This window comes from Streptosporangium pseudovulgare (assembly GCF_014648055.1).
GTDB lineage: Bacteria > Actinomycetota > Actinomycetes > Streptosporangiales > Streptosporangiaceae > Streptosporangium > Streptosporangium pseudovulgare.
This window is the reverse complement of record NZ_BMQJ01000003.1, coordinates 286,894-303,424: the sequence shown is the minus strand read 5'-3', so window position 1 is coordinate 303,424 and position 16,531 is coordinate 286,894. Positions and strand designations below refer to the sequence as shown.

Annotated in this window: 14 protein-coding genes; all 14 read right to left on the bottom strand. The window is 72.5% G+C overall.

All coding sequences use genetic code 11. From position 1 onward, the window contains the following. Nucleotides 1-201 precede the first annotated feature (201 nt). Nucleotides 202-633: a Cg1360 family ATP-synthase-associated protein gene (locus IEZ10_RS08590; protein ID WP_189245943.1), complete on the bottom strand. Its 432-nt coding sequence runs from the start codon at nt 631-633 to the stop codon at nt 202-204. A gap of 153 nt (nt 634-786) precedes the next feature. Next, a complete protein-coding gene (locus IEZ10_RS08585; RefSeq protein ID WP_189245942.1) occupies nt 787-2,118 on the bottom strand; it encodes a glycosyltransferase family 4 protein in 1,332 nt (443 codons plus the stop codon). A gap of 57 nt (nt 2,119-2,175) precedes the next feature. Continuing rightward, entirely contained in the window at nt 2,176-3,444 is a 1,269-nt protein-coding gene (gene glyA, locus IEZ10_RS08580; RefSeq protein ID WP_189245941.1) for a serine hydroxymethyltransferase, read from the bottom strand. 140 nt (nt 3,445-3,584) lie between these two features. Beyond that, the gene (locus tag IEZ10_RS08575) at nt 3,585-3,965 is read right to left on the bottom strand and encodes a hypothetical protein (RefSeq protein ID WP_189245940.1); all 381 of its coding nucleotides are present in this window, start codon (nt 3,963-3,965) and stop codon (nt 3,585-3,587) included. 16 nt (nt 3,966-3,981) lie between these two features. Next, nucleotides 3,982-6,108, bottom strand: a complete 2,127-nt coding sequence (locus IEZ10_RS08570; protein ID WP_189245939.1) for a hypothetical protein — start codon at nt 6,106-6,108, stop codon at nt 3,982-3,984. Between the two features lie 124 nt (nt 6,109-6,232). Then, entirely contained in the window at nt 6,233-6,898 is a 666-nt protein-coding gene (locus IEZ10_RS08565; RefSeq protein ID WP_189245938.1) for an L-threonylcarbamoyladenylate synthase, read from the bottom strand. Between the two features lie 45 nt (nt 6,899-6,943). Continuing rightward, a complete protein-coding gene (gene prmC, locus IEZ10_RS08560; protein WP_189245937.1) occupies nt 6,944-7,798 on the bottom strand; it encodes a peptide chain release factor N(5)-glutamine methyltransferase in 855 nt (284 codons plus the stop codon). Between the two features lie 8 nt (nt 7,799-7,806). After that, a complete protein-coding gene (gene prfA, locus IEZ10_RS08555) occupies nt 7,807-8,859 on the bottom strand; it encodes a peptide chain release factor 1 (protein ID WP_189245936.1) in 1,053 nt (350 codons plus the stop codon). Between the two features lie 113 nt (nt 8,860-8,972). Beyond that, the gene (gene rpmE, locus IEZ10_RS08550; protein ID WP_179819231.1) at nt 8,973-9,191 is read right to left on the bottom strand and encodes a 50S ribosomal protein L31; all 219 of its coding nucleotides are present in this window, start codon (nt 9,189-9,191) and stop codon (nt 8,973-8,975) included. A 256-nt stretch (nt 9,192-9,447) separates the two neighbouring features. After that, on the bottom strand, nt 9,448-10,110 hold the full coding sequence (locus IEZ10_RS08545; RefSeq protein ID WP_189245935.1) for a response regulator transcription factor: 663 nt from the start codon (nt 10,108-10,110) through the stop codon (nt 9,448-9,450). Beyond that, a complete protein-coding gene (locus IEZ10_RS08540) occupies nt 10,104-11,429 on the bottom strand; it encodes a sensor histidine kinase (RefSeq protein ID WP_229811073.1) in 1,326 nt (441 codons plus the stop codon). The genes IEZ10_RS08545 and IEZ10_RS08540 overlap by 7 nt, the downstream gene beginning before the upstream one ends. A gap of 355 nt (nt 11,430-11,784) precedes the next feature. Further along, nucleotides 11,785-13,809 carry a transcription termination factor Rho gene (rho, locus tag IEZ10_RS08535; RefSeq protein ID WP_189245934.1) on the bottom strand — a complete coding sequence of 675 codons (2,025 nt, stop codon included), beginning with the start codon at nt 13,807-13,809 and terminating at the stop codon, nt 11,785-11,787. Between the two features lie 466 nt (nt 13,810-14,275). Further along, entirely contained in the window at nt 14,276-15,220 is a 945-nt protein-coding gene (gene thrB / locus IEZ10_RS08530; protein WP_189245933.1) for a homoserine kinase, read from the bottom strand. A gap of 59 nt (nt 15,221-15,279) precedes the next feature. After that, nucleotides 15,280-16,338 (bottom strand): threonine synthase, encoded by a 1,059-nt coding sequence (thrC, locus tag IEZ10_RS08525; protein ID WP_179819235.1) that lies wholly within the window; start codon nt 16,336-16,338, stop codon nt 15,280-15,282. Nucleotides 16,339-16,531: the final 193 nt, after the last annotated feature.

Here is a 16,531-nt window from a genome sequence, read left to right as displayed (position 1 = left end):
GCGGAGAGGCCAGGACTCTGTGGCCCCGGCGGTCATTCCCCTACCTTCGTTTATCGCGCACGCGACAATAGCAGGCGCGACTCTGACTAGTCATATCGAACCAACCTCCGGAGGCCCTCCCCCGCAGGCGTCCGACGGCGACTCGTTCCGTCCCGTCTGTCACAGCGAGTCTAGGGGACCCTGGTAGCGAAAGGCGAAATATCACCTTTTGCCTCCCTGGTACTGGCCAGGAACCTTGGTGTCGGGGTCGACGTACAGCATGCGCAGCCGGAGGAACCCGCGTGCCTCGCCGATGGTCCAGCAGATCGTGCAGGCGATGACCGTCAGGGCGAACGCCCTCGGGTTCCACACGGTGGAGTCCGAGAAGACCTCCAGCAGCACCGCCAGGATGAGGATCTTGGCGAAGTAGCTGCCCATCGCCGCGGCCATCATCATCGTGGGCGAGATCCGCGCCGCGTAGGCGACGGCGACCAGGCTGATCGTGAAGAACGCCGCCACCACCAGGACGCCGACGCCGGCCCCCAGCGCCCCCTGCCCTCCCGCGAGAAGCGCGGCGACGACGACGGCGACCAGACCGACCAGGGCCGTGGGAATCGCGGCGGCCCTGAGGATCCGGAGATCGTTGTCCTGCATCAGCGCTCCAGGTGGGTGGTTATCAAGCGAGCGATTGGTACCTTACAGGTCGCGTCCAATTCGGCGGCTGCTAGTGAAAGCTATCACAAGCTCATGGAAGAGCGCCTTTACCTGCCGTTTCAAGTAAACGATCAAGCAGTGGACGCGAGGCGGTCAGCGCCTCGTCTCAGGACCCGGAACACCCGGCCCGGGGGCCGTGAGCGAGATGTCGGGCAGCACCGCCAGCGTGGCCGTGTCGTCCCCCGCGGCGGAGGACCGGGGGCCGGGCATCTCCGGCGGCAGCCCCGGCGCCTCCCCCGGGAGCGGACGGGCCCGGCCGCCGTCCGGACCGCCCGGACCTGCGTCGGGCCGGTCGTGGTGCCCGGCGGCGGGCGCCGCCCCCCCGCCACCCCGGCGCGCCCGCCAGCGCGGCAGCGCCATCATCACCAGCACACCGACGGCCAGCAGCACCACCAGCGGGAACAGCAGCAGCGGCACACCCCACGCGGCCATGGCCACGACCGCGAAGGCGAACAGGAAGGTCCAGGCGTACATCAGCAGCACACTGCGCCGGTGGGAGTGGCCGATGTCCAGCAGCCGGTGGTGCAGGTGCCCCCGGTCGGGCGCGAACGGCGACAGCCCGTTGGACGTGCGCCGGATGACCGCCATGATCAGGTCGAGCAGCGGCAGCACCAGGATGGCGACCGGCACCACCAGCGGCAGGATCACCGGGAAGCTGTTGACCGCGAAGGTCTCGGAGTCGAGCGGGGTGATCGTGATCATCGTGGAGGCGAGGACCAGACCGATCAGCATCGCCCCGGTGTCGCCCATGAAGATCTTGGCCGGGTGGAAGTTGTGCGGCAGGAAGCCCAGGCACACCCCGATGAGCACCGCCGCGATCGCCGCCGTCACGTTGATGCTGGTGTTGCCGTAGTCCTTCGACAGCACGACCGAGTAGCTCCACGTGGCCATCGCGGCGATGCCGACGATGCCGGCCGCCAGCCCGTCGAGGCCGTCGACGAAGTTCACCGCGTTGATCATGACCACCACGACCATGACGGTGATCAGCGGACTCAGCGTGGAGTCGAGGATGACCTGACCGCCCAGCGAGTCGGGCAGCGGCAGCCACGGCAGGCTGACGTCGAACACCACCAGGACTCCGGCGGCGCCGATCTGCCCGGCCAGCTTGATGAGGGCGTCCATCCCCCACCAGTCGTCCAGGAAGCCGGTCAGGGTGATGAGACCGCCCGCCGCGATCAGCGCGATGACGGTCTTGCCCTCGGCCAGCTTGCCCCCGGCGTACGGGAGGTTGCTGGCGACCAGCAGGCCGGCGACGAGACCGCCGTACATCGCCAGGCCGCCGAGCCGGGGCGTCGGGATGGTGTGCACGTCTCGGTCGCGGACCTCCGGCATCGCGCCGATGCGGATGGCGAACACGCGGACCAGGGGCACCAGCAGGTATGTCACCGCGGCCGCCACCAGCGCCATGAACAGATACTCGCGCACGGACCTAGTTTCGCGGATGCCACGACCGGCTGTGACCGGAAAAGGGTACAGAACCCCTCACAGTTCGCTGGGATATGCGGGGTACTCCCGCGTGAGCTCCGCCACCCGCGCCCTGATCTCTCCCGCCGCGTCCGGGTTCCGGACGGCCTGCGCCACCATCGAGGCGACCTCCTTCATCGCCTCGGCGCCCATCCCCTGCGTCGTGACGCAGGGGGTGCCGACCCGGACTCCGGACGTCACCGTGGGCGGCTCGGGGTCGTAGGGGATCGCGTTGCGGTTCAGCGTGATGCCCGCGGCGGTGCACCGCGCCTCGGCCGCGGCGCCGGACATCCCGGTGCCGCGCAGGTCGATCAGGGCCAGATGGCTGTCGGTGCCCCCGGCGACCGGGCGCATGCCCTCCGCGGCCAGCCCGTCGGCCAGGGCCCTGGCGTTGGCCACCACCTGCCGGGCGTAGCCGGCGAACTCCGGCCGGAGCGCCTCCCCGAACGCCACCGCCTTCGCCGCCACCGCGTGCATGAGCGGGCCGCCCTGGACGAACGGGAAGACCGCCCGGTCGATCCTGGCCGCCAGCTCCTCCGTGCACATGATCCCGCCGCCCCGCGGCCCGCGCAGCGCCTTGTGCGTGGTGAAGGTGACCACGTCGGCGTACGGCACCGCCGACGGCAGGGCGCCGCCGGCCATCAGTCCGATGGTGTGCGCGACGTCGGCGAGCAGCCACGCGCCCACCTCGTCGGCGATCCCGCGGAAGGCGGCGAAGTCGATCGCGCGGGGGTAGGCCGTGGCCCCGCAGATGATCATCTTGGGCCGGTGCCGCAGTGCCAGCTCCCTGACCTCGTCGTAGTCGATCAGCTCGGTGTCCCGGCGCACGCCGTACGCGACGACGTCGAACCACCGGCCGGAGAAGTTGACCTTGGAACCGTGGGTGAGGTGGCCGCCGTGCGACAGCGCCATGGCCAGGACGGTGTCACCGGGCTGGAGCAGCGCGGCGTAGGCGGCGAGGTTGGCCGAGGCCCCCGAGTGGGGCTGCACGTTGACGTGGTCGGCGCCGAAGAGCCGCCTGGCCCGGTCGATCGCGAGACGCTCGGCCCGGTCGACGACCTCGCACCCGGCGTAGTAGCGCCTGCCGGGGTACCCCTCGGCGTACTTGTTGGTGAGCGTCGAGCCGAGGGCGGCGAGCACCGCGGGCGAGGTGAAGTTCTCGCTGGCGATGAGCTGGAGGCCCCCGCGAAGCCGGTCGAGCTCGTCCAGCAGGACGCTCGCGATCTCCGGGTCCTGCCTCCGCAGGAGACCGAAGTCGGGACCGTAGTACGGCTCTGCGTCGTCCATGGCTCACATCCCCGGGACGGTGACTCAACCCACTCTAAGTCCAACCACCTCCCCGTCCCAGGTCAGGCACGGGTCTTTCGCCGGATCGGACGCGGGCCCGCCGCCGGGACGGGCGCCCGTCCCGGCCGGGCCTCCGGCCGTCAGGAGAACGCGTGCGGCGCCCCGACGTCGGCGGGCACCCATCTCGGCGTGTCGGCCGCCTGGTCGCTGATCGAGGTGAGGATCGCCTGCCGGTAGAGGCCGAGGCGGTTGCGCCACTCGGTCATGTCCTGCACGTAGCGCTCAGCGACGGGCGCGTCCCAGACGTCCCCGCTCCTGGCCATCCGGTACGCCTTGTCCAGGCTGGTGGCCAGCGTGTCGAGCAGGGGGAGCACCTCCCGCCACAGCGTGACCAGCTTCTGGTAGTCGGGGTTGAACTCCCAGGCGGTCGCCGTGCCCGGGGTCGGCAGGCCGGGGGTCGGGGAGACCGGAGGGGTCTCTCCCTGACGCATGGGCTGCGGCGCGGGCGGGTCCACGTACATCACACGCTCCTCACGGTCACCGTCCGCCCTGCCGCTCGTCGCCGGGCGGCGGGATCGGCCGTAGCGGGTCTCCCGGGTCCAGGTCACCCGCCGGGCCGTCCGGCCCGACGTCCATGGGCCTCCACGCCCCCTCGCCCCACACCTCGCCGTCGGGGACCCGCACGCTCGGCATGTCCATCGGCTCGACGTCCCGCGCGTCGTCGACGAGCGCCGCCAGGACGTCCGGGTCCGGCGGGACCACCCGCACCGAGACCACGTCGCCGCCGCCCGCCGCTCCCGCGACCGGCGGGGCCTGCCGCGGTACGGCGTCGCCGGCCGTGCCGGAGCTCCGGGTCTCCGGCTCCCCGCCCGTGCCCGGCGGCTGGATCTCCTGGTCGGGAACGGGCTCGACGGTGTCCGGGATGGGGAAGGCGGGCTTGACGTCCCGCACCGGTCCGTGCGGTTCGACCTGCCCCGGCCGGTCGAGCGGGATCTCCGCGGCCCCGGAGCCGCCGGACGTGGCCGGCGTCCCGGTGGCCGGGGCGTCCGCGGTTCCCTGCGCGACGGGGACGTCCACGGCGCCCTGGACCGTGGGGACGCCCTGGGAGGCGGTGTGGGCGGCGTCCTGTGCCGTGGGAACTCCCTGGGAGACGGTGTGGGGGACGGAGGCACCCGGGGATGTGTGCTGTGCCGTGGGAACGCTCTGGGAGACATCCTGGGTGGTGGGGGCGCCCGGCGCGGTGCCCTGGGCGGTGGGCACGCCCTGGGAGGCGTCCTGAGCCGGAGGCGCCCCCGCGGGATCGGGGACGCCGTCCACGGTGGGCACGTCGGCCGGCGGGACGTCCCCCGCGTTGTTCAGCAGCTCGGTCACCTCGGCGGCGGTGGGCGGGTCGAGCGGGATCTGCAGCACCTTCACGCCGTCCACCGACACGACCTTCGGCCTCGGGTCGCTCTGGTCGATGTCGTCGGGGTGGTCCTTGCGCGGGGTGTCCAGGATGTCGGCACCGGACGTCCCCTGCCCGGTCCCGGTCTGGTCTGCCGTCTGCTGGCCCGTCCCGGTCTGGCCGGTTCCGGTCCGGTCCGCCGTCTGCTGATCGGTTCCGGTCCGGTCGGCCCCCTGCTGGCCCGTCCCGACCTGCTGGGTCCCGGTCTGGTCCGCTCTGGGTGAGCGCTCGTCGCCCTTGGAACCGGTGTCCTGCTTGGCCCCGGCGTCACCGCCGGGATCCTGCCCGGCGTCGTGGTCTCCGATGGAGATGATCTCGATCTTCCCGTCGGAGCGTCCGCCGGGCGACTCCGGGGTCGAGTCGTCCCGACGCGCGGAGGTGTCCGGAACGGAGTCGTCGCGGCGGGCCGAGGTGTCCGGGACCGGGTCGTCCCGACGCGCGGAGGTGTCGGGGGCGGAGGCGTCGCGACGCGGGGCGGTCTCGTCCCCCTTGGAACCGGTCTGGGGCTTGTCCTCGACCTTGGCGTCCCGCCGGACCTCCTGCTTGTCCCCCGGGCCGGCGTCCTGCTTGTCGCCCGAGCCGTGCTTGGCATCCGAGCCGGCGTCCTGCTTGGACCGCGACCCCGTGTCGTGCTCGGCGTCCGAACCGGTGCCGTCCCGGCGCGGGGCGGTCTCGTCCCCCTTGGAACCGGTCTGGGGCTTGTCCTCGACCTTGGCGTCCCGCCGGACCTCCTGCTTGTCCCCCGGGCCGGCATCCTTCTCGGCGTCCGGGTCGTGCTTGGCGTCGGAGCCCGTGCCGTGCTTGGCACCCGAGTCCTTCTTGGCGTCCGAGCCCGCGTCGTGCCTGGCGTCCGAGCCGCCGTCGTCCTTGGGAACGGCCGGTGTGAGGTCCTCGGCCTTCGGCCTCTCCGGGGCGCGGTCGTCGGCCTTCGACGGCTCGGTGTCCGGCTTGGGAGCCGCGGCCTTGGGGCCCACCTCGTGCCCGGTGCCCTGCTTGATCTTCTTCTCCAGCAGCGCCACGCGGGCGGAGACGTCGCGGACCATCTTCTCGCCGGAGTCGGCCACCTGCGCCGGGCGGTGGGCGGACTGCGAGGACAGGCCGGCCGCGCTCATCAGCCGGGTGACCCTGCCCTCGACGGCCCGCATCTGCTCGGCCGCCTGACGCACCTCGGACAGCAGATCGCGGACCAGCTCGGGGTCCATTCCGTCGAACTTGCCCATGGACGTCTCCCAGAAGTGTCGGCCCACTTCAAGGTACCGGGGAGATCGCCCGGCGTCACGGTGATAATCAGACGGCATGGCTCACGGCACGGACCGTGAGCACAGGCCGCGAGAACACACCGGATCAGCCCGCGGAGTCGGGCTCCGCGTCCGTCGCGACGTAGCCGATCACACCGCGGATCTTGCCCACCGGGAGGGCGCCCTGGCGCAGCAGCCGGGGAACGGCCGTGGTCAGGTCGAGGATGGTGGAGGGCACGTCGTCGGCGCACGGTCCGCCGTCGAGGTAGACCGCGACCGACTCACCCAGCTGCCCCTCGGCGTCCGCGGCGGTGGTCGCGGGCGGGGCGCCGGAGCGGTTGGCGCTGGAGACGGCCATCGGGCCGGTCTCCTTGAGCAGGTCGAGGGCGATCGGGTGCAGCGGCATCCGCAGCGCCACGGTGCCCTTGGCGTCGCCCAGGTCCCATGACAGCGACCGGTTGGCCCGGCAGATCAGGGTCAGCGGGCCGGGCCAGAAGGAGTCGATGAGGTCCTGGCCGTAGGGGCCGAGATTCTCCACCAGGGCGGTGGCGGCGCGCACGGTGCCGACGAGGACGGGCACGGGCATGTCGCGGCCACGGCCCTTGGCTTCCAGGAGCGACGTGACGGCGGCCGGGGTGAAGGCGTCGGCCCCGATGCCGTAGACGGTGTCGGTGGGCAGCACCACGAGCTCGCCCCGCCGTACGGCTGACGCCGCGTCGGTCAGGCCCGCAGCCCGCTGCTCGGTGTCTGTGCAGTCATAACGGCGGCTCACGGCGACCCATCCTATTCCCGGCCGGATCCCGGCCGAATTCCCGGCCTACTCCTGGCCGAACCGAGCGGTGACGAAACGGTCCCTGCGGGTGAGGTCCTGGCGGCTGCGGACGTCGCGCCAGCCGTTGTCCTCCGGGAAGATCAGATAGACCGCGGTGCCCTGCTCGTCGGCGTGCTCCACCGCGACGAACCCGCCCGGCCGCAGCAGCCGCCTGGCGGTCCGCTCCACCGCCCTGACCTCGTCGAGGCCGTCGCCGCCCGAGCCGTACAGGGCCCGCCTGGGGTCGTAGTCGCGCACCTCGGGGTCGCGGGGGACGGCGCCCGGCGGGATGTAGGGCGGGTTGGAGATGACGAGGTCGACCCGGCCGTTCAACTCGGGCAGGGCGTCGGCCAGGTCCTCGGGGTGCAGGTGGACCCGCCCCTGGCCGTGCTCCAGGATGTTGCGCTTGGCCCAGTGATAGGCGTGCGGGTCGACCTCGACCGCGTGCACCGTGGCCAGTGCGATCTCCTGGGCGATGGACAGCGCGATGGCGCCGGAGCCGGTGCCGAGATCGACGACCACCGGCGAGGCGACGTCCATCTCCCGCAGCCGCTCGATCGCCCAGCCCGCCACGACCTCGGTCTCCGGGCGGGGGATGAAGACGCCCGGCCCGACCTCCAGCGACAGGTAGCGGAAGTAGGCCCGGCCGGTGATGTGCTGGAGCGGTTCGCGGGCCTCCCGGCGGGCGATGCCCTCCCAGAAGAGCGCGTCGAACTCCGCATCGGAGACGGTGTGCAGCTCGCTGCGCCGTACACCGTGGACGAACGCGGCGATCTCCTCGGCGTCGGTGCGCGGCGACGGCACACCTGCCTCGGCGAGCCGGGCGGTGGCGAGGGCGATCTCGTCCAGCAGAAAGGTCATCGGGCGCTCTATGAGTGGGCGGCGAGCTTCTCCGCCATCTCAGCGTCGAGCAGGGCCTGGAGGACGGCCGTGAGATCACCGTCCAGCACCTGATCGAGGTTGTAGGCCTTGAAGCCGACGCGGTGGTCGGAGATTCGGTTCTCAGGGTAGTTGTAGGTGCGGATGCGCTCGGAGCGGTCGACCGTGCGGACCTGGGACTTGCGCTCGGCCATCGCGGCGGCGTTGGCCTCCTCCTCGGCGATGGCCTGCAGGCGCGCCCGCAGGATGCGCATGGCCGACTCCTTGTTCTGGAGCTGGCTCTTCTCGTTCTGACAGGAGGCGACCACGCCGGTCGGGATGTGCGTGATCCGGACGGCGGAGTCGGTGGTGTTCACGCTCTGCCCGCCGGGGCCGCTGGAGCGGTAGACGTCGATGCGCAGGTCGTTGGGGTCGACCTGGATGTCGACCTCCTCGGCCTCGGGGTAGACGAGCACGCCGACCGCGCTGGTGTGGATGCGGCCCTGGGACTCGGTGACCGGCACCCGCTGGACGCGGTGGACGCCGCCCTCGAACTTCAGCCTGGACCAGACGCCCTCGTCGCCCCTGGCCTTGAGGCCGACCGTGACGTCCTTGTAGCCGCCGAGGTCGGAGTGGGTGGCGTCGATGATCTCGGTCTTCCAGCCGGCGCGCTCGGCGTAGCGGAGGTACATGCGCAGCAGGTCGCCGGCGAACAGGGCCGACTCCTCGCCGCCCTCGCCCGCCTTGATCTCCATGATGATGTCCTTGTCATCGTTGGGATCGCGCGGGACGAGCAGGTGCCTGAGACGGTCCTCCAGCTCCGGGACGCGGGCCTCCAGCTCCTTGGCCTCCTCGGCGAACGCCTGGTCCTCGGCGGCCAGCTCCCGGGCCGTGGCGAGGTCCTCCTGGAGGCTCTCCAGTTCCCGGCTGACGGCGATGATCGGGGTCAGCTCGGCGTAACGCCGGCTGAGCGTGCGCGCCTGGGTGGGGCTGGCGTGCACGGCGGGGTCGGCGAGCTTGAGTTCCAGCTCGGCGTACTCACTGAGCAGCTCGTCGATGTTCACCGTGCGTCCTTCCTGCGGAGCCTTTCGTGACGTGCCTCATCACCACGAACGCCGACCCGGGCGCACCCGCCCTCGGTGGAGGCGGGCGGTTCCGGGCCGGCGTCGGGGGTGGGCTACTGGCCCGTGGTCTTCTTGCCGAAGCGCTTCTCGAAGCGCGCCACCCGGCCACCGGTGTCCAGGATCTTCTGCTTGCCCGTGTAGAACGGGTGGCAGGCGGAGCACACGTCGGCGTGGATCACGCCGTTCTTGGCGGTGCTGCGGGTGGTGAAGGTGTTACCGCAGGTGCAGGTGACCTCGGTGACGTTGTAGTCCGGGTGGATGTCGGGCTTCATCGCTTGCTTTCCTCTCCAGAGCGCGGTCGCCGGGTCGCCACTGTCTGCCGCCTGATGGGCTTCGCGCGCGGTCAGCACACTGGGACGCGCGCGGGCGGGAACCGGAACCGCTTCGGTTCGGCTACCAGTGTGCCAGATGCTCCAACCATCCCAGGCCACAAGACATTCCCCGGCGGCCCCCCGGCCCCCGCGCACCGGCCCTCCGGCCCCTGATCAGCGGCCTTCCGCCCCCGTCCACCGGCCCCGCGGGCCGCGCTCACCGGCCCAGGTAGGCCAGGACCGCGAGGACCCTGCGATGATCGTCCGGCGCCGGATCCAGGCCCAGTTTGCAGAAGATGCCGGAGATGTGCTTCTCCACCGCCCCCTCGGTGACGGCCAGGCGCGCGGCGATCGCCGTGTTGGAGCGGCCCTCGGCCATCAGGGACAGGACCTCCCGTTCCCTGACGGTCAGCGCCGCCAGGGGGTCGCCGGGGCGGTGCCGGCCCAGGAGCTGGGCGACGACCTCGGCGTCGACGGCCGTGCCGCCCGACGCCACCCGGCGGACCGCATCGAGGAACTCCGCCACGTCGGCGACCCGCTCCTTGAGGAGGTAGCCGACCGCCGAGGCGCCACCGCCGAGCAGCTCGGCGGCGTACCGCTCCTCGACGTACTGCGACAGCACCAGGATCGGCAGGCCGGGCCGCCGCGCCCGGACCTCCAGGGCCGCGCGCAGCCCCTCGTCGGTGTGGGTCGGCGGCATCCGCACGTCCACGATGGCCATGTCGGGATCGTGCTCGGCCACCGCCGCCACCAGGCCGGGGCCGTCCCCCGCCGTCCCGGCGGTCTCGATCCCGCCGTCGGCCAGCAGCCGGGCGAGCCCCTCGCGCAGCAGCACCGAGTCCTCGGCGATCACCACTCGCGTGGCCGGAGGGGTCACCATCGGCACGGAAGTTCCGCGCGGACCGCCGTGGGGCCTCCAGGCGGGCTGTCCACGGTCAGGACGCCGTCGATGGTCGCCGCCCGGTCGGCCAGGCCGGCGAGCCCGCCACCGGGACGGAGCGCCGCGCCGCCGGAACCATCGTCGCGCACCTCGACGACCACCCTCTCGCCGAGGCGGCCGATCCGGACGGACGCCTCGGTGGCCGACGCGTGCCTGGCGACGTTGGCCAGGCACTCCGACACCACGAAGTAGGCGATGCTCTCCACCGCGGCGGGCGGGCGCCCGTCGAGCTCCACCGACAGGCGCACCGGCACCGGCGCCCGCGCCGTCAGGGACGACAGCGCCGCCTCCAGCCCCCGGTCGGTGAGGATCGCCGGGTGGATGCCCCGGGCGAGGTCCCGCAGCTCCGCGAGGGCGGCCTTGGCGCCCTCATGGGCCCGCGCCAGGAGCTCCTCCGCCTCCCGGGGATCGCGGTCCAGTCTCTCCCGGGCCCGGCCCAGGTCGATGGCGACCGTCAGCAGCCGCTGCTGGGCGCCGTCGTGCAGGTCGCGCTCGATCCTGCGCCGCTCCGCCTCGGCGGCGTCGACCCCGCGGGCCCGGCTCGTCCGTAGCTGGGCCGCCCGCGCGGCCAGCAGTTCCTTCTCGCCCGCGCCGAGCAGCGCGACGCCGAGCAGCGCGTGCAGCCAGGCCAGCCCGCGGGTCGCGTAGAGCGCCGCGACGAGGACCGCCAGCCCGGCGGGCGGGCACGCCAGCGCCTTGGCCCAGTCGTCCACCAGCAGCCCGTCGGTGACCTTCAGCGGCTCGCCGCCGAACAGCAGCGGCAGCGGCGCGACGAGCAGGACCGCCCCGAGCGTCCACAGCACCACCGAGACGACGAGCTCCACGAACCCGATCGGCGGCAGCAGCAGCAGGTACAGCAGGTCCTTCCAGGTCGCCGGGTCGACGACCATCTCCCGCCAGCGCCGCAGCGGGCCGCCCCCGGCGGACGGCCGGTAGGGGTCGGCGATCACGACCCCGAACGCCAGCCGGAGCAGGCGGCGCTCGGCCATCGCCACGGCCCGCCACACGACCATGAGGAGCGCGAGCAGCGGCACCCCCACACCGACGACCGTCAGGGCGAACGCGGCCGGGACGGCGAACGACAGCAGGCCGAAGAAGGCCAGGCCGTAGAACATGTTCGCCAGCAGGTACGGCACGGCCCGCCAGGTCATCGGGTCGGTGAGCAGTCCCAGCGGCCCGTACGGCCCCGGGGGCGTCCGCCCGCGCGGCGGCGCGGGCGTGGTCCGCCCGTTCGCGGTCTCGACGGTCTCGACGGTCATGCGCCCCCTCCGGCTCGGTGCGCCGCGACCGCCGGTCGCGGTCCACGCCCGGGGACCCGTCCTCCGGAGCGGATTCGGCGGCGCCGCGCGGGCGCGGCGGGACGGAGCGTACGGGCGCCATCACGCCATGGATACACGCCGGGTCCCGGACGCACAAGGGGCGGGACCGCCACATCCCCGGCCCCGGGCGACCGGTGCCCGGGTGCGCCAGGACGCGCCGGGCCGCGCCGGGCCGCACCGCGTGCCCGGACGCGCCGGAGCGGACGGCCGGCGCCCGCGGGAGGGCGGCCGGAAACGGCGAACGCCCCGGCCGCGGGGGCCGGGGCGTTCGCCGTACGACGGGTGAGGCCGGTGATCAGTCGCGGTCGGAGTTGACCGTCGTCTTCTGCACCTGGAGGAGGAACTCCGCGTTGGACTTCGTCTCCTTCATCTTCTCCAGGAGCAGCTCCAGGGCCTGCTGCATGTCCAGGGCGTGCAGCACGCGCCGCAGCTTCCAGACGATCTGCAGCTCGTCCCGCGACATGAGGATCTCCTCCTTGCGGGTGCCGGACGCGTCGACGTCCACCGCGGGGAAGATCCGCTTGTCGGCCAGGGAGCGGTTGAGCTTGAGCTCCATGTTGCCGGTGCCCTTGAACTCCTCGAAGATGACCTCGTCCATCTTGGAGCCGGTCTCGACGAGGGCCGTGGCGAGGATCGTCAGCGAGCCGCCGTTCTCGATGTTGCGGGCGGCGCCGAAGAACCGCTTCGGCGGGTAGAGCGCGGTCGAGTCGACACCGCCGGACAGGATGCGGCCGCTGGCGGGCGCCGCGAGGTTGTACGCGCGGCCCAGGCGGGTGATCGAGTCGAGCAGGACGACCACGTCGTGGCCCAGCTCCACCAGGCGCTTGGCCCGCTCGATGGCGAGCTCGGCGACGGTGGTGTGGTCCTCGGCCGGGCGGTCGAAGGTCGAGTGGATGACCTCGCCCTTCACCGACCGCTGCATGTCGGTGACCTCTTCCGGACGCTCGTCGACGAGGACGACCATCAGGTGGCACTCGGGGTTGTTCCGGGTGATCGCGTTGGCGATCGCCTGGAGCACCATCGTCTTGCCGGCCTTCGGCGGCGAGACGATGAGGCCGCGCTGGCCCTTGCCGATCGGCGACACCAGGTCGATGATCCTGGTGGTCATGACGTTCGGCTCGGTCTCCAGCCGCAGGCGCTCCTGCGGGTAGAGCGGCGTCAGCTTGTTGAAGTCGGGGCGCTGGCGCGCCTGCTCCGGGTCCATGCCGTTGACGGTGTCGAGGCGGACCAGGGCGTTGAACTTCTCGCGGCGCTCGCCGTCGCGCGGCTGCCGGACGGCGCCGGTGATGACGTCGCCCTTGCGCAGGCCGTTGCGGCGGATCTGGGCCAGGGAGACGTAGACGTCGTTGGCGCCGGGGAGGTAGCCGCTGGTGCGCACGAACGCGTAGTTGTCGAGGATGTCGAGGATGCCGGCGATCGGGATGAGGACGTCGTCCTCGCTCACGACCGGCTCGTTGCCGTCGAAGCGGTCACGGCCGCGGCGGTTGCGCTCGCGGAACCGGCCGCGGCGTCCGCGGCGGTCGTCATCGTCGCCGCCGTGCTGGTCGCCGCGGTCCTGACGGTCCTGACGGTCCTGCGCGCCGCGGTTCTGGGCGCCCCTGTCGCCGCGGTCACCACGGTCACCGCGGTCGCCACGGTCACCCCGGCTGTCGCGGTCGCCCCGGCCGTCGCGGCCGTCGCGCTCGCCCCGGCCGTCGCGGTCGCGGCCCTGGCCGCCGTCGGCGGTCCGCTGCTCGCCGCGCTCACCGCGGTCGCCACGCTCGCCGCGCTCACGGCGGCTCTCGCCACGCTCGCCGCGGCTGCGGCGCTCGCGGCGGCTCTCCCCGCGCTCGGCGCGGCCCTCGGTGGCCTGGCCCTCGTTCGCCTGCTGCTCCACGACGGGAGCGGCCGCGGCCACGGGCTCGGGAGCCGTCTGCTCGGCGACGGGAGCCGCCGGGGCCGCGGTGGGCGCGGGGGCCGCGGGCGCGGTCTCGGCCGCGGCGGCGCGGGAACGTTCCCGGCGGCTGCGGGCGGGGCGCTCGGCGGCCGGCTCGGCCGTGACGACCGGAGCCGCGGGGGCCTCGGCGGCGCTGGTGGAGGCGGGGGTGCTCTCGGCGGAGACGCCCTGCTTCTCCTGGATGGCGGCGATGAGCTGGCTCTTGCGCATCCGCCCGGTCCCGCTGATGCCGAGACCGGACGCCATGGCCTGCAGCTCGGGCAGCACCATGGCGGACAGGCCGGTGCCGGAGCGACGGCGCGGCTTGGCCGCGGGGCGGGTGGGGGTGTCACCGGCCACCGGGGTGCCGGGGGCGTCGGAGAGGAGTTCGGTGGTGTCGCTCACTAAATGGGTCCTTCCCAGGGGTCGGGCGTGGCCATGATCAGCCAATCGTCCCGGTGGTGCGATCGACCCGGAGGGACAGACCGGGTCGGGTTGCACGTCGCGATCCTCGGCGGCCCGTGGAGGCCGCCGCCACTGTCGGAGAAGGGCACATCCTTGCCGTCACCATCGAGATTCGCCGACGGTGGGGCTTGGAGGACACCCCCCGGATTGCTACCGGCAACCAGATGTCGAGGTAATTCGAACGAGCATGTCTCCTCAAACGCCGCCTCGCGTTGCCCCATCCGAATATGGAGCATTCGGAGGCGACGGATTCGGGGAGGCCACTGCGGCGCTCACGCCTCACGAGGTGAGTCGTGGTGCAGCGATGTGTGACTGACAAGCACGCATCCAACAAGGGGACACCTGGTGCGGCTATCAGCCTAACATCACCAGCGCACACAGCTATTCCCTGAAGGTCGAAGAGGCATCAGCGTGTCTCGGCAGAGACGACGCCGGCACCGTGGGTTTCGACATCCAGTGGCTGGATGTGCCAATCATTACCCACTTCCGGTGCGATCAAATCCTGCGTATCCCCTGTGGAAAACGCAAGGATCGTGGGACCGGCCCCCGAGACGACCGCGGGGACGCCGATCCCGCGCAGACGTTGTACCAGATCCGCGGTCCGGGGCATCGCAGGCGCGCGGTAACCCTGGTGCAGGCGGTCCTCGGTGGCGGCCATCAGGAGCTCCCGCTCCGGCCTGGTGGTCAGGGCCGCCACCAGAAGGGCGGTCCGGGCGGCGTTCGCGGCGGCGTCGGCGTGCGGCACCTGCGCGGGAAGCAGACCTCGGGCGACCTCGGTGGACAGCCGGTGCCCCGGAACGAGGGCCACGGGCCGGACATCGGGGTGGGGGGCCAGTTTCACCATACGCGGAACTCCGGACTGCTCCGTCCACGCGATGGTCAGCCCCCCGGCCAGGCAGGGCGCCACGTTGTCGGGGTGCCCCTCGATCTCGGTGGCCAGGATCAGCAGGGCGTCCTCCGACGGCGCGTCCTCGCCCCCGCCCGGGAGATCCGGGAAGGCCAGGGCGCGCGCCGCCACGATGCCGGCGCAGATCGCCGCAGAGGAGGAGCCGAGGCCGCGCCCGTGCGGGATCCGGTTGCGGCAGACCATCCGGACCGCGTCCGGCTGCTTGGCCCCGAAGAGGTCGAAGGCCGCGCGCATCGACCTGACGACCAGGTGGTCCTCACCGGCGCCGACCTGCCCGGCTCCCTCGCCTTCGACGTCGACGCTCAGCCCGCCCGTCGTGCCGATCTCGATCTCGACCTCGTCGTGCAGGGTGAGCGCCAGCCCGAGCGAGTCGAATCCGGGGCCCAGGTTGGCACTCGTCGCGGGGACCCTGACGACGGCCTTCCCGCGGGGAACATTGATCATTGGTCTCCTTGTGTGGCGGCCCGGACCCGCTCAAGGACGACCCACGTCGGCGTCACGTGTCAGGCGAGTTCCAGGGCTGTTGCGGCGGCGTGGGCGTCGATCGGGATCGTGACGGGGGCGGGCGCGCCGGAGATGGCCCAGTCGGGGTCCTTCAGGCCGTTGCCGGTCACCGTGCAGACGACGCGCTGGCCCGGGGCGACGAGTCCCCGCTCGTGGGCCTGGAGGAGGCCCGCCACGCTGGCGGCCGAGGCCAGCTCGACGAACACGCCCTCCTCCTGGGCCAGGAGCTTGTAGGCGGCGGCGATCCGCCGGTCGGTGACGGCGTCGATGAGGCCGCCGGACTCGTCGCGGGCCGCCTCGGCGAGGTGCCAGGAGGCGGGGTTGCCGATGCGGATCGCGGTGGCGATGGTGTGCGGGTGGGAGACCGGCGCGCCGTTGACGATCGGCGCGGCCCCGCTGGCCTGGAAGCCGAACATGCGCGGCGTACGGGTCGCGACGCCGTCGGCGGCGTACTCGGTGTAGCCCATCCAGTAGGCGGAGATGTTGCCGGCGTTGCCGACGGGGATGCAGTGGATGTCGGGCGCGTCGCCCAGGGCGTCCACGATCTCGAAGGCGGCGGTCTTCTGCCCCTGGAGCCGGAACGGGTTCACCGAGTTGACCAGCGCGATCGGGTAGCTCTCCGAGAGCTTCCTGGTCATCTCCAGGCAGTCGTCGAAGGAGCCCTCGACCTGGAGCAGCCGGGCCCCGTGGACCAGCGCCTGGGCCAGCTTGCCCATCGCGATCTTCCCGCGCGGCACCAGCACGGCGCAGGTCAGGCCCGCGCGTACGGCGTAGGCGGCGGCGGAGGCGCTGGTGTTGCCGGTGGAGGCGCAGATGACGGCCTTGGCTCCGGCCTCGACGGCCTTGCTGATGGCCATGGTCATGCCGCGGTCCTTGAAACTGCCGGTCGGGTTCGCGCCCTCGACCTTCAGGTGGACGTCGCAGCCGGTCAGCGCCGACAGCCGGGGAGCCGGGACGAGCGGCGTACCGCCCTCCAGGAGCGTGACGACGGGCGTCGCGGTGGTCACCGGAAGCCGGTCACGGTACTCCTCGATCAGGCCACGCCACGCCCTGGTCATGATTGCTCCTCTCGCGCGCGGTGACACCACGCGCGCTACCTGCGGTGTTGGCACGATTCTACGGGCAACCGCCCGCGCGACGGGATTCGCCGTCCACCAGATGGGATGAATCCGCCCGGTCTCGGTGGCTCCGTACAGGAAACCCTCAGGCTGCCCGGGTAGGGTCGGCGGGAACTTGACAAGCGGCGACGCA